This is a genomic window from Wolbachia endosymbiont of Tuta absoluta (assembly GCF_059414725.1).
Map to the genome: position 1 here is coordinate 1 of NZ_JBNRJY010000202.1, position 14,008 is coordinate 14,008.

Sequence of the window (14,008 nt, forward strand, 5' to 3'; positions counted from 1 at the left end):
GATACTCGTAGTGGTTCAATTTACTGTGGGAGGTCCAATATTTTCTTTAAAAATTGTCGCATGGTCGTTGAAGAAAATTATTCTTATAATCAGAAGGACATACCATGGTTCAAGGATCGATCTGGTTCAAAATTTCTGATTAGACTAATAACTTTTAATAATGAAATACGTTTTTCAGCTTTTTTGAAATTTTAATCCTTAAAGGTGTCAAAAGGGGGTCAAAAGTTTACTATAAGTTGGGCTACCCGTTTTCCCATGGGAATGTGACAATTTCCCGGAATAAATTACACTTATAAACCTTCCCCTCAAGTTATTCTATCTAATAAAAAAAACCGCATCAAAATCCGTTGGGTTATTCTTAAGATATAAGGAGACACCAAACGGTCAGCGACTTAATTTTATACTATGTAGTGATATAACAATATAACAATGATAATATACATAAATACATACATATATCACGCCTTTATCCCTTGCGGGGTAGGCAGAGCGTAAACGGCCGCAAAAAACGGACATTTACGACACGTCTGACAGACATTTGAAGGTCATTCGGAAAATTGTGTAGCGCCATAGTGACAGGTGGTCAGCCCGTCGCCTAAAATTGCAATACACACCCTCGAGTCCCTTTTTCGCCTTTTACGAAACCCACGGGAAAGAAATGGGGTGATGCTATTCTAAGCCATGCCGGCTTTCTAAGCCGGCATCACACGGCATTCTACACACAATGATAATATAATGACATTAAAAGCGCGCAGCCGCCAATACTTACTTTGTGTTAAAAGTATGAGTCATCCGTGACCACGGGCTCTGTAAAGGGCTCGTAACGTAGGAATTGTAAAATCCAAAATAAACACAACTTAATTCGTTTAAAATTGTTTTATTGTGATGAGTAATAGTTCTGCAAACTCAAGAAAATAAATATAATAACTAAGATATTTAATTTGCCATGTGATGTCCGCTTAGAATAGCATCAGCCCATTTTTTTCTCGTGAGTGTCGTAAGAGACTACTAAATTACATGTGTATTGAAATTTTAGGCATTGGCTCGCAACTTGTCACTATGGCGAAACCAACATTTCTGAATGACCCTCAAATGGTTGTCAGACGTGGCGTAAATGATCGATCAAGGATGGAAGATAGATGGTAAAGATACTAGTATCAAAGATTTCTTTAGAGATATGTATAACATGACAGGTGAACAAAGAACATACTTTGCTGTTGAAATAGATACTTTTAGATTAGTTGCTCTGGCACTCTTAAAGCAGTTTACGGAACATGAAGGTGGAATATATATAGACTTTGATTCTTTAAAAGCCATTGACACTCATATAGGGAAGGATATAACAATCCCTGAGGGAATATTGTTGGGACCGATTGTTGTAGGTATTAACGATAGTGGAAAAATCGTTTATACACAGTTAAATAATGACTTAATTGCGATAAATGATTTAAGCATAGCAGTTGATATCTTATCTAAGTATAAAAGTGAAATACTAAGTCAAAAAGAAATGTGCGGTAAATTAGTAGAGTATTTACCTTCAGCTATAATTAAACTAGGTGATTGCATCAGTATGCTTGAAAAAGAGGAAGAGATGAAAAAGGAAGAAGAGAAAGATGAAATAAAAAGGATTATCAAAGAAGTGAAGAATCAGAAAGAGTATGCAGAAAGGTGTGTAGAAGATTTAAGCAATGGTAGAATAGCGACGTTATATGAACAAGCTTTTTTTCCCTTCCTTACCCAATTTGGAGAAAATTTAGGTCAACGAAATGTTGTGAGGATAGTGCATGATAAATTAATTGGTCAAGAAGAAAGCAAATGGAAGTCATTTGCTTTTGGAGAGAACAATGGTAACTATTCTATGGGTCTAGTAAATAGTGATGTATCCTGGATGAAAGGAAAAGATCTATACCGTGAACGAGTAGATAATAAGCTGGAAGGAGCAGAAGTAGACAGGGTAGCAATGGGAGAGCTATCACTTATATAGCATTGATTAAAGAACTTTCTAGTATCGTCGATTCGGTGCTAGAAAATTCAGTAAAGTAGTTAAAATATTAGCTGAAAAATAATTTTCTTCGAAACAGTCACCTACATATAGAAACGAGAATGTTTAAGCCCCTAGGAGATTTTATTTGTACGCCGCTAAAATTTCATTATAATATGAGTATGTTAATGTGTTGAGGTAAAATAATGATCGGTAATGTAAAAAAATTATCAAATAAAGCACCAATAATACTAACTTGGGTGCCAAGAGTATATGGTGCGTCTCTACTGAATGGTAAGAATAGTGATCTTAGTTACTTAGATATAATCAAAAATCATAAATTAACAAATGAAGAGGAGAGGGACATATATCTGGTTATAAATGGTCCTGGATTTGAAGAAAATCAAATAGATGAGTTAAAGCGTGAACTGAAAGGAATGGAAGGAGTGCATGTTGTAGATTTACACCAATACGACTGGAGCGAAATAGATACAGGATGGAAGGTAGATGGTGAAGACATTAGCATAAAGGATTTCTTTAAGAATATGTATAATATGTCAGAGGAGCAAAGGATGTATTTTGCTGTTGAAATAGATACCTTTAGATTGATTGCTCTTGCTCTTTCAGAAAAAATGACAGGAGAGAAAGGTGCAATATATATAGACTTTGATTCTTTAAAAGCCATTGACACTCATATAGGAAAAGACATAACGATTTCTAAGGGAATTTTGTTAGGGCAAGTTACTGTACATGTTAATCAAGAGAGCGGCAAAATTATTAAAACGGATTTAAATAATGACTTGATTGCAGTAAGTTGTCCAAGTATAGCGATTAATATTTTAGCTCAATATAAAAGAGAAATACTGAGTCAAGAAAAAATGTGCTATGAGTTGGCAGAACGTTTATCTCGGTTTATGCAAAGAGAAGAATCACAATTTTTTACCGCATGTAAAAGATTGGAAGAAGAACAGCTGTGGGATTATGAGACGAAGAGATTAGTGAGAGTTATTAAATACGGATTAAAGAAGATAGAGTGTACAATAGGTGATCTCAAAAATGGTGAGATAAGAAAATTATATGAGCCACGGGTGTTAAGGTATATGCAACATCCTGAAGTAAGTATGAATTTGGGTCAATTTTATACTGTAGAAGTAATTCGTAGTGAATTAATTGGTCAAGACGAAAGTAAACTGAAGCTGTTTTGCTTCGAAGAGGACAATGGCAATTACGTTTGTACAATAAATGGTGACCTATCTTGGGCTAGAGGAGCAAACTTATACCATAAACAGGTAAAAAGTGAGTTAGAAAAAGTACAAGTAGATCAGATGGAATTGGAAAATCTATCGTTAGAGTAATCAAGTGTAAACCGGAAAGTAACTCAGGTTACAGTTGATAGTCTATATTATTAAAAGGTTAATAGTTATATATATATTATAGTATAAGAGCTATTAATAGTATATATGTCAAAAAAAATGATTAATGAGTTGAAAGATAAGGCGAGGGAGAGGAGATATGCTGATTTGAAGTCTACAGAAAGTTCTGATTATAGAACATATAAGGATTTGGATATGGACTTCAATAGTGAATATGAATTTGTTTGTGACCTTGTTATTAATGGGAAGGCAATAACTAATGATTTCATTAAAAATTTATATTTAAAACATGAAAATCTCATTACAGAAGATAAGGACAAAAAAGGGAGTTATCGTCTGTTTCTTAAGCAAATCTTCACGGAAGTATTTGTACACGCCGGTGCAGCAGTTCCAAATGACTCTATTATGGAAGAATTGATAACTTATTATAACAGGTCTGGGTACAAGCAATTCTTTTCTTCTCAAAGTCAAGCACTTCGTTCTTTTGGATTGTGCATGTATTCATTCCACTATTTAATTCCTTCTTACAGAGAAAGGACCTATATAAGTTGTGAAGATCCAAATTATCTGAAGTTCAGTTTTAGCGTAAATGATGGTATATATAACGGTAATAAAATTTTAGTATGTGATTTACAAAACTCAGTGGAGTTTAAACTAAAATGTGAAGGTGAAAATGTGATATATGAAGAAGGTAAGGTTTCTCTCACTATTCCTAAGGAGCTGAAAAATTACAAAGCAAATGATAAGAATTTGTTTGACGTTATTATTGAGTATTTTCAGAAATTTTGCGAAAAATTTGGATTTCACTTTTTTGAGGAAAATTTTGAGTATAATCTGGATAAGCCACTTGGAGTATTAAGTGATATAAATACAACCAAAGACAAGAATCTAAACTTGAAGAATTTAAAATAAGATATTGAAATCTCCGCTTTTTTTAATAAGGTGAGTATAATAAAAAGTAAATCAAGTTTTACAGAAAACCTTTACTTATGATGAAAAGTACGTAATACGTATATAATATAAGATTGTGATATGTCAAAAAAAATAGTTAACGCATTGAAATCTGAAGTAAAAAAGCTCAAGTATTCTGATTTAAAATCTATACCAATGAAATCAGGTGGTTGGAGTAGCATAAACTCTGGTTACAACACATATATTGACCTTGATAGATCACACAACCTTACTATCAACAAACAAAAAATAACCAATGAGCTTATCGAGGAGCTATATTCAAAACATAAAGATCTCATTTTAGGGAATGAAAAAGGGAAAAGAAACTATTGTTTGTTTCTTAAAGTAGTCTTTATGGAAATGTTTATACGTGTTGGTGCAACAGTTCCAAATGACTCTATTATAGAAGAATTGATAACTAGTTATCATCAAGAAGGATATAATCATTTTTTGTTTCTGCGTTTATTAAAGGCTCTTTTTCCACTTGGCTTGCTTGTGTTAGATTCTGATATAATAATAACTTATAGTATGGATTGCCATAGTTCCAATTGTCTAAAACTCAGTTTTAGCATGGAATGTATAAGGGTACTTAGCAGTGATCTTGCTAGTGATATCAAAACACCAGGTTTTTACAGTTCAGTAGAATTTAAACTGAACTGTAAGGGTAGAAATGTAACATATGAAGATGGTAAAGTGTCTCTTATTATTCCGAAAGAGCTGAAAAATTATAAAACAAGTGGTAGAAGTTTGTGTGACATTACTATTGAGTATTTTCAAGAATTTTTTGGAAATTTGGGATTTAAATTTGAGACAAAAGTGGAACATAGTCTAGGGGAGCCACTGAAGGTGTTAAATGATGTAAGTGTGCTTTGCTCTCAGTTAGAATGTATCCGTTCAGCAGAGTGGTAAAATAAATTAGACGAAACTAATAAGTGGGTATCATGAAAATCCAGTCTTTTCATGCAAAAAAAAATGATGTCATTCCAGCGCGTGACCAGTTCTGATTGACTAATCAGTCTTCTGGATCCCAGTATCAAGTACTGGGATGACAAGAGTAAAGAGGAAACTGGGATGACATTATGAAGGCCTAGCAATTTATGACGGTGTCATTCCAGCGCGTGACCAGTTCTGATTGCCTGGTCAGTCCTCTTGGTTTCAGTGTTAGGCTACTCGAATAACAGGTGTTACTGAAATAACACCGATGGGCTACTGGAAGGATAAGAGGCTACTTGAATGAAAAGAAAGGGAGTGCACATTTCTTTGAACAGATAGGTTAAATTAGGTTGAAGTTTTAGCAGCAGCAAGTCTGTTAAAATCTTCTTCAGCGTGGTACGATGACCGCGTTAATGGGCTTGATGCAACTACCAAGAAGCCTTTAGAATAAGCAATATATTTATAATGCTCAAACTCTTCTGGAGTAACATATCTATCAATTTTTGCATGCTTTGGAGTTGGTTGCAGATATTGACCAATTGTAATGAAATCAACTTCGGCGCTACGTAAATCATCCATAACCTGAAAGATTTCTTCTTTTGTTTCTCCAAGACCAACCATAAGCCCTGACTTCGTGAAAAGTTTAGGATTAATCTGTTTCACCATCTTTAGCAAATATAGTGAATGAAAATAACGAGCTCTTGGTCTTATTTTTGCATACAGCCTTGGTACTGTTTCGATGTTGTGGTTATAAACATCAGGTGATGCAATAGCTATTGCTTCAAATGCTCCTTTCTTATTTAAAAAATCAGGAGTGAGAATCTCTATTGTTGTTTCCGAAGTTATCTTTCTAATTTCTTCTATACACCTTATAAACTGATTTGCACCACCATCTGATAAATCGTCACGGTCAACAGAGGTAATGACAACGTGCTTTAAATTTAACTTTTTTATTGCTTTTGCTAAATTTTCTGGTTCATGAGGATCGAGCTTATCAGGAATGCCAGTTGCAACGTTGCAAAACGCACAAGCACGAGTACAAACAGAACCGAGAATCATCACAGTAGCATGACGTTTATTCCAACATTCACCAATATTTGGACACGCAGCTTCTTCGCATACTGTATGTAAGTTATGTAGCTTAACAGTGTTTAAGGTTTCATTGAATACTTTACCAGCTGGAGCTTTTGCTCTGAGCCATGTAGGCTTACTATGCATCTGAAACAGCTAGCTCTACCTCTTGTTTTGCTAAAACTTTCTTTAATCTTCTTTTTATCTTTTGCGCTTCTTTACTTAGTTTAATTGTTTTTGTGTTGAGCAAGAAAGCATCAAGATCACCTTTGTAATCTATAGTTCTTAAAGTTCTTGTCGCTATACGAAAGCTAAACTTTTTTTCTAATATATTACTCGTTAATGTAACTTTATGTAAATTTAAGAGAAAGGTACGCTTTGTTTTACGATTTGAGTGCGATACCTTATTACCAAAAGACTTTTTTCTATTTGTTAATTCACAAATTCTACTCACTTCAATATACCAATTTATCCTATGTAACTAGGTTAACCTTATATAGTTAAATAGTCAACTCCCTTGCTTGATTTTTATACCGTATACTGCTTTATAGCCAAAAAACACTGTAATTTTTTCTATTACAAGAGAAACCATATGCTGCATTTCTAATGCTTTACTGCCATTTGTTACTAACAGATGCAGAACACCAGAATTTACGTTTTGTGCGTATGAGATCTTTTGTGGTTTTGTACATTCTGCTAATTCCTCTCCAACTATACTTTTCCAGTTTAAAATAAGACGTATTTCATTTTTGCTGATCTTATTTTTCATGCATTTTAATGCATAGTTTTCTATTATAGATTTTAATTTCTTTGGCCCGCTATATTTAAACATCTTTCCAGTGCTTAAAATTAAATTATATTACAACTTTCTTATACAAAAAACTAACTTATTGTTTTCATGATCCTCGTCCTCACACATAAAAAGCAGTATTTGTATATCTAGCATTTGCCAGAATTTTGTGTTTCCTACCTTGTAATCATTTTTAATTTTAATTTGTTAAATTATTATGAAGCTAATTAAAATTCGGGTAAAGTATAGTATTTCCAAGAAAATTATCTTTTTACTGTATGCAGTAATTTTCTTATAGCTATCTGTTTTTTAAGATCTTTCTGCAATCCAAGCTGCTTGAATGGCCTCTAATATTTTTTCATTACAATACTTTTCATCATCATCAAACTCTTCTAAATCCAAGACTTTTCTTTTAAGTTCAGTGAATCTAATACTAATTATATCTTCATTTGGAAATTTCTCTTCTAGAGCTTCTGCAATATCTTCTATATCAAGCCATTTCATACTTTTTTAATAAATTAAACTGGTGCCCATGGGGAGACTTGAACTCCCAAGGTCGCAAAACCCACGGATTTTAAGTCCGCTGCGTCTACCGATTCCGCCACACGGGCCTTATGTTGTTTATCTAGAGTAAAATTCTACTACTAAATTGACTTCCATGTCTGCTGAATAGGGGACTTCGGAATATTGAGGCGCTCTCAAATACTTCACTGAAAGTGCTTTGCTATCTGCCTCTAAATAATCTGGAGCCTTACGTTCTTGTTTTTGTTCAGCCTCTATTAATATAGGAATTTTTGCTGCTCTTTCCCTTATTTTTACTATATCACCAGGCTTCACTCTATAACTTGATATGTTAACCACCTTATCATTAACTGTAACATGTTTATGAGATATAAGCTGTTTTGCCGAGTAAATTGTTGGCACAAAACCAGAGTGATATAAAACAGAACTTAACCTTGATTCCAAGGCACCAATAAAATTATCAGCCGTATAACCTTTTCTTTTGTAAGCATCTAAAAATGTACGTCTAAGCTGCTTACTTGAAATTGCATAGTAGAACTTAAATTTTTTATGTGCAGCAAACTGCTTACCAAAATCAGATAACTTCTTAAATCCAAGAATACCATGCTGACCTGGAGGGTATTTTCTTTTATTGACCGAATCTTTTGCTCTACCCCATAAGTTTACACCAAGCCTGCGACTGATTCTATACTTTCTATTGATAACAGTTGTCATACAAAAATTCTCACAATCTAACTATAAATTATTAATGATTTTAACATTAAGTGTCAACTTGTTTTTGCCACTATGATATAGTATACTTCACTTTTAAGTTTTCCTATTAATACATGAATCATCTACTACTAAAATCCATGGCAAATGCTGTCCGCTTTTTATCAATTGATGCAGTACAAAAAGCAAATTCTGGACATCCAGGTATGCCACTTGGCATGGCAGATGTTGCCACTGTATTATTTGCTAAATACCTAAACCATAACCCTGATGATTCTCAATGGATCAGTAGAGATCGTTTCGTCCTATCAAATGGTCACGGTTCAATGTTGCAATACTCTATATTATATCTGACAGGCTACATTAGTATAGATGAACTAAAAAACTTCAGGCAACTTACATCAAAAACTCCAGGTCACCCAGAATTTGGCTTAACTTCTGGTATAGAAGCAACAACAGGCCCGCTTGGTCAAGGATTTGCCACTGCTGTTGGCATGGCACTTGCTGAATCGATTCTTGAAAAGCAGTTTGAAATCAGTCACTACACTTATGTAATGCTAGGAGATGGCTGTCTTATGGAAGGTATAAGCCATGAAGCAGCGTCCCTTGCTGGGCATCTTAAATTAAATAAGCTGATAGCACTTTTTGACGACAATGACATCTCTATAGACGGCTCTACTAGCCTCTCTTGTTCTGATGATGTAGAAAAGCGTTTTTCAGCGTATGGATGGAATGTTGACAAAATCGATGGGCATGATTTTGATTCCATATCCCTTGCAATAGAACAGGCACAAAAGTCTGATAAACCTACACTAATCTGTTGCAAAACTATTATCGGAAAATTTTCGAGCCGTGCTGGCACATCTTCTGCTCATAGTGGTACCTTTACAGAGGAAGATGTAAAACAGATGAGAGAAAAATTAAATTGGGACTATGAACCATTTCATGTACCAGAAGATGTGAGAAACGCTTGGATAGAAACAGTTAAGAGGGCAAAGCAAAACTATACATCCTTGATCAATGAAGAACTACAAAGAAGACTTGAGAAACGTTTGCCAGACAATATCGAAAATGACTTAGCTAACCTGAAGAAACAAATATGTGAGCTAATGCCAAAAGAAGCGACTAGGTCTTCTTTCGGCAGAGTAATGGAACTATTGACTAAGTCTATGCCAGAACTAATTGGTGGCTCTGCTGATCTTACCGGTTCAAATTGTACTAAATATAAGCACATGCAGGCAATAGATAGTAATAATTATAGTGGCTCTTATGTACACTATGGAGTGAGAGAGCACGCTATGGCAGATTGTATGAATGGTATGGCTCTTCATGGTGGAATTATTCCTTATGGTGGAACTTTTTTAGTATTTTCCGATTACTGCCGCCCTGCTATACGTCTTTCAGCTTTGATGAAACAGCAGGTTATATATGTAATGACTCATGACTCAATTGGAGTAGGGGAGGATGGTCCAACTCACCAGCCAATAGAGCATTTAGCTTCTCTGAGAGCTATACCAAATCTGTATGTTTTTAGGCCAGCAGATGCAATTGAAACTTTGGAGTGCATTAGCATTGCATTGGAAAAAAAAGAATCTCCATCGTTATTTGCACTTTCAAGGCAAAATATTAATTACATGCACTCTTATACTGACCAATTGGCCAACCTATCAAAATTTGGTGCATATATACTATGCGAATATTCAGGGAAGCTAGAAGTGACGATATTTGCTACCGGATCTGAAGTTGAAATTGCAGTTGAGGCAAGAGAAAAATTACAGGAAAAAGGTGTAGGTACAAGGGTCATTTCTATGCCGTGTTGGAGGCTTTTTGACGAGCAAAGTGATGAATATAAAGGGGCAATATTAAATAATGACAGCATTAAAGTTGCAATTGAGGCTGGAAGTGAAATGGGTTGGCATAAATATGTAGGCTCAAACGGTATATTTATTGGCATGAAAAATTTTGGAGAATCAGCACCTTATGAAGCTCTTTATAAGCATTTTAATATTAGCGCTGATTATGTAGTAAAATGTGTTTGTGAATAACACTTTTTGTCATTACGCTGCGCATAAAATTACTTAATGAACTCAGCCAGTACCGTTATTATGATATATATAACAATTTTACAAAAATAATATCATAGAATTCAAGAATTGCTACGTGCTAAAAAAAGCAAAATGCTGTTTATAAGAATAAATGGCAAACACTCAACCAATTTCTATTTGTAAATCAGGTGAAGTCAAACCTATAAAAAATTTGGGAGTGTTCATACGCGTCAAGAAAGGTGGTTTTTTTAAAAATATCTTAAATTTTTGATCAAAAACTACCTCACTCTACACTTCCGCCATTTTCTTCAATTTAAGCTACAGCACCAGCAAGGACTTTTTAACTTGCCAAACAGGTACAGATTTAAAAGCCTAAAAACTATCTAAACAACTACAAGATTAGTAGTTTGATCAATTTCAACATTACTAAGTGTTGTATTTGCCTTATACAAACAGTAACATCCTGCTGCAAGAAAAATTAATGCAGCTACAGCGAATGAAAGACACATTGCTAAATGAAACATTGTCAAACTTGCACCAACAGCAGATGCTCCAGATAATACAAAAGAAATAGAGGCGTAACTACCTTGCCTTTTACTATTGTTGCTTGCTCCTAAGAATTTTTCATATTTACTATTTAGCTTTTTATTTTTACCTTCAAATTGTTCTTGTAGATCTTCAAAACGCTTCTCTAGTGTGCTTTCATGTTTCTTGAGTTCGGTTGTTACCATATTCTCGAATTCACTCTGTAGTTGAGTATATTTTTCAGTGATAGTCTTTAGATCATCCTTTAATTGAGTGTATTCTTTAGTACATTGAGTTACTTTAATTAAGTCTTTCCTTACAGAATCTAGGTCCTGTTTTAAGTAGCTGTTCTCAGAGTCAAGTTCTTCAAATCTTTCCTCACGTTCTTTCTGTAGCGCATTAATTTTAGTTTGTATACCATTAAGTAATTTAGTCACTTTAGCCAACTGTTGAGTATCTACAACATTTGGACCACTATTTGCAGAGCTATGACTTTCTACATTATTTTCATTATCAACAGGACTATTGAGTGACTCTAGATCATTATTAACTTGCTCACCTTCAGGCTCTTTAGATTTCTTCTCCTCAATTGCCTGAATGAAGTTATTAGTATCAATAGTGATTTTTCCTTCACCTTCAAAAAAAGATATAATATCCCTTGTTGTTTCATCTATTAAATATTCTAACTCAGCTCCCGAGAAACCATCAGTTTTATTTGCAAGTTTTTTAGTATCTACTTTAACTTCCAACCCTTCAATAACTTTGAATTTTTTTATATATAAGTTCAATATATCCTTACGCTGGGCACGACCTGGCAAAGGAATTTCAATATGATTAGAGAGACGGCCTGGCCTAATAAACGCTTTGTCTAAAACATCTCTACGATTAGTTGCAGCAATCACTGTTACACCTTCTAGTGAGTTGAAACCATCGAGCTCGGTTAAAAACTGATTCACAAGGCTGTCGCATGATTGAGCATGACTAGAACTACCACCGCTACCACGTTTTGTAGCAATACAATCAATTTCATCTATAAAAATTATACAAGGAGCATTTGCTCTTGCCTTTTTAAAAATTTCTCTTACGTACTTTTCACCTTCACCAATATACGATTTCAGAAATTCAGATGCAGAAACACTAATAAACTTTGCATTAGCTTGACATGCAATTGCACGAGCAATTTTGGTTTTACCATTTCCGGGTGGACCATAAAAAAGATAGCCTTTTTCTGGTTTGTAACCTATCTTTTTAAGTAATTCTTTATTTCTTTCTGGAATAGTACCAAGAATCTTGTTTAGCTCCTTTTTAACGCTTTCTGGAATTATAATATCATCAAGTGTTGTTTTATTTTCCGATTTAGCTGGATCAAAAATTTCTATTGAAGAGTTACTTTGTGTGAGTTTATTTATCAAACTATCTATTGTTCCAAAATTTTTTATACCTTTAACATTAAATTTTTTAAGATCAGCTAAAGCTTTTTCTCCTTTATCACCAATGTTGTTCAAAGCTACATCAAGTGAAGTAAGGTTTGTAAGATTACCATTAGCTAAAGCTTTTGCTCCTTCATCACCAATACTGTTCGAACTTAAATCAAGTTGAGTAAGGTTTGCAAGATTACCATTAGCTAAAGCTTTTGCTCCTTCATCACCAATATAACAGCTTTTTAAACTAAGCTTTGTAATATGAGAATTAATCTCTAAAAAGCTTACTAATTCACTTACGGTTATTATTTTAAAGTCCAATTTTAGACAGCCGTTTTTAACAAGTTCATTAAAATTCATTTCGTTTCTCCATTAAATATATAAATATTTTAGTCTATATTTTAATAATTGTCAAATTTTTAATAAATCAAATGAAAAATTATAGAAGATGCTCAGTATCATAAAAAATTTACTTTATTTTTAAGTAGAAAAACAGTACGTACCTTTGTGAGAACAAGTTGCATGATAAGGAAACTGGTGAAATGTTTCGAGTAACTTTTCCGTTTCTATGAGCTACTTGGCAGCAAGAATAAAGTTTTAATCATTCCATGGTTTCTGTATAATTTTCAAAACTTAATTGGTATATATGAAGGTAATAATAGGTAGCGCTAGTAAACAATTAGGAGATTCAATAGCAAGTGGGCTAAATGCTCAGCTATTCCCCAATCAGGTGTCAAGATTTGCCGATGGTGAGGTAAATGTAGAAGTAGCAAATGATCTACGTAATCAAGAAGTATATATAGTACAATCTCTTTCTTCCCCTGTAAATGATAACCTTATGGAGCTTCTGCTTACAATTGATGCAGCAAAGAGATCTGGAGCCAAGAGAATAACAGCTATTATTCCTTATTACGGATACAGTAGGCAGGACAGGGTTATTAAAAACAATAATATGCAATCTGCTTTAAGTGCTAAATTAACTGCAAATCTTATTCAAACAGCTGGTGCAAACAGTGTTGCTGCTATTGATTTGCATTCAAGTCAAATTGAAGGTTTTTTTGATATACCAGTTACTAATCTAAGCTGTTTTGAAGTATTTGTTAACTCTATATACAAGGAAAACTTGGCAATAGTTGCGCCTGATGTTGGAGCAATTGGCAGAGCTCGTGCTTTTGCAAAGATTTTAGAGGAAAAACACAAGTTGGATAATAATATTATTATAGTAGATAAATATAGAGAAAAAGCAGGTACATCTCAGGTAATGAATGTAATCGGAGAAGTTGCAAACAAAAATTGTGTCATTGTTGATGATATAGTTGACTCTGGCGGAACATTATGTAATGCAGCCCTTGCTTTAAAAGACCGAGGAGCAAAGTCTGTAGTTTCATGCATTACACATGGCGTACTTTCAGGAAATGCAGTTGAGAAAATCTCTTCCTCTTCTCTGGATAAATTAGTAATTACGGACACCGTATTTCACAAATTTGAAAAAAATGATAAGATAGAGGTTGTTTCAATTGCAAATATTTTAATTTGCTTTATGCAAGGAGGTAAAAGTGCCAGCTAGATCGATCCCCCCCAATTCCGATACACGTGGATTGACCAAGACCAACAGCAGTTGTTTGTGCTACCGCTTCATAAGTTAAAGTTCCAGAGCGAGACATAATTCCTATATGTCCACGTTT

Annotated in this window: 13 protein-coding genes, 1 tRNA gene and 1 pseudogene; 7 read left to right on the plus strand and 8 right to left on the minus strand. The window is 34.0% G+C overall.

Annotated features, from left to right (window positions below; all coding sequences use genetic code 11):
* The 5 genes from ACJ5GX_RS02020 to ACJ5GX_RS02040 all read left to right on the plus strand — a co-directional run.
* Positions 1 to 195, plus strand: a 195-nt coding sequence (locus ACJ5GX_RS02020) for a hypothetical protein (protein WP_495292649.1), incomplete at its 5' end; no start/stop codon positions are given.
* Positions 196 to 1,114: 919 nt separating this feature from the next.
* Positions 1,115 to 1,984 (plus strand): hypothetical protein, encoded by an 870-nt coding sequence (locus ACJ5GX_RS02025; protein WP_495292650.1) that lies wholly within the window; start codon positions 1,115 to 1,117, stop codon positions 1,982 to 1,984.
* Between the two features lie 203 nt (positions 1,985 to 2,187).
* Positions 2,188 to 3,336 (plus strand): hypothetical protein, encoded by a 1,149-nt coding sequence (locus tag ACJ5GX_RS02030; protein ID WP_096097220.1) that lies wholly within the window; start codon positions 2,188 to 2,190, stop codon positions 3,334 to 3,336.
* Between the two features lie 105 nt (positions 3,337 to 3,441).
* On the plus strand, positions 3,442 to 4,266 hold the full coding sequence (locus ACJ5GX_RS02035; protein ID WP_052264919.1) for a hypothetical protein: 825 nt from the start codon (positions 3,442 to 3,444) through the stop codon (positions 4,264 to 4,266).
* A gap of 120 nt (positions 4,267 to 4,386) precedes the next feature.
* Positions 4,387 to 5,214, plus strand: coding sequence for a hypothetical protein (locus ACJ5GX_RS02040; RefSeq protein ID WP_052264918.1), 828 nt, complete (start codon positions 4,387 to 4,389; stop codon positions 5,212 to 5,214).
* 369 nt (positions 5,215 to 5,583) lie between these two features.
* Here ACJ5GX_RS02040 and lipA read toward each other — a convergent pair whose 3' ends face one another.
* From lipA to rpsD, 6 genes are all read right to left on the minus strand, one after another.
* Positions 5,584 to 6,456: a lipoyl synthase gene (lipA, locus tag ACJ5GX_RS02045; protein ID WP_007302639.1), complete on the minus strand. Its 873-nt coding sequence runs from the start codon at positions 6,454 to 6,456 to the stop codon at positions 5,584 to 5,586.
* Positions 6,449 to 6,763 carry a 50S ribosomal protein L28 gene (rpmB, locus tag ACJ5GX_RS02050; protein ID WP_007302640.1) on the minus strand — a complete coding sequence of 105 codons (315 nt, stop codon included), beginning with the start codon at positions 6,761 to 6,763 and terminating at the stop codon, positions 6,449 to 6,451. The genes lipA and rpmB overlap by 8 nt, the downstream gene beginning before the upstream one ends.
* A 54-nt stretch (positions 6,764 to 6,817) precedes the next feature.
* Complete coding sequence (locus ACJ5GX_RS02055) at positions 6,818 to 7,141, minus strand: DciA family protein (RefSeq protein ID WP_006012687.1); 324 nt, start codon at positions 7,139 to 7,141, stop codon at positions 6,818 to 6,820.
* A gap of 267 nt (positions 7,142 to 7,408) precedes the next feature.
* Positions 7,409 to 7,603 carry a Fe-S cluster assembly protein IscX gene (gene iscX / locus ACJ5GX_RS02060; RefSeq protein ID WP_007302643.1) on the minus strand — a complete coding sequence of 65 codons (195 nt, stop codon included), beginning with the start codon at positions 7,601 to 7,603 and terminating at the stop codon, positions 7,409 to 7,411.
* Positions 7,604 to 7,623: 20 nt separating this feature from the next.
* Positions 7,624 to 7,710 (minus strand) — tRNA-Leu (locus tag ACJ5GX_RS02065).
* A 10-nt stretch (positions 7,711 to 7,720) separates the two neighbouring features.
* On the minus strand, positions 7,721 to 8,335 hold the full coding sequence (gene rpsD, locus ACJ5GX_RS02070; RefSeq protein ID WP_006012690.1) for a 30S ribosomal protein S4: 615 nt from the start codon (positions 8,333 to 8,335) through the stop codon (positions 7,721 to 7,723).
* A gap of 113 nt (positions 8,336 to 8,448) precedes the next feature.
* Between rpsD and tkt the strand changes: the two genes are divergently transcribed.
* Positions 8,449 to 10,377 (plus strand): transketolase, encoded by a 1,929-nt coding sequence (tkt, locus tag ACJ5GX_RS02075; protein ID WP_052264739.1) that lies wholly within the window; start codon positions 8,449 to 8,451, stop codon positions 10,375 to 10,377.
* Between the two features lie 383 nt (positions 10,378 to 10,760).
* On the opposite strand, the gene ACJ5GX_RS02080 is transcribed toward tkt, so the two are convergent.
* On the minus strand, positions 10,761 to 12,683 hold the full coding sequence (locus ACJ5GX_RS02080) for an ATP-binding protein (RefSeq protein WP_425383752.1): 1,923 nt from the start codon (positions 12,681 to 12,683) through the stop codon (positions 10,761 to 10,763).
* Positions 12,684 to 12,969: 286 nt separating this feature from the next.
* Here ACJ5GX_RS02080 and ACJ5GX_RS02085 point away from each other — a divergent pair, with 286 nt between their 5' ends.
* On the plus strand, positions 12,970 to 13,890 hold the full coding sequence (locus tag ACJ5GX_RS02085) for a ribose-phosphate diphosphokinase (protein WP_052264737.1): 921 nt from the start codon (positions 12,970 to 12,972) through the stop codon (positions 13,888 to 13,890).
* A 4-nt stretch (positions 13,891 to 13,894) separates the two neighbouring features.
* Here the strand turns inward: ACJ5GX_RS02085 and ACJ5GX_RS02090 are convergent.
* A pseudogene (locus tag ACJ5GX_RS02090) lies at positions 13,895 to 14,008 on the minus strand (succinate--CoA ligase subunit alpha); the annotation flags it as partial.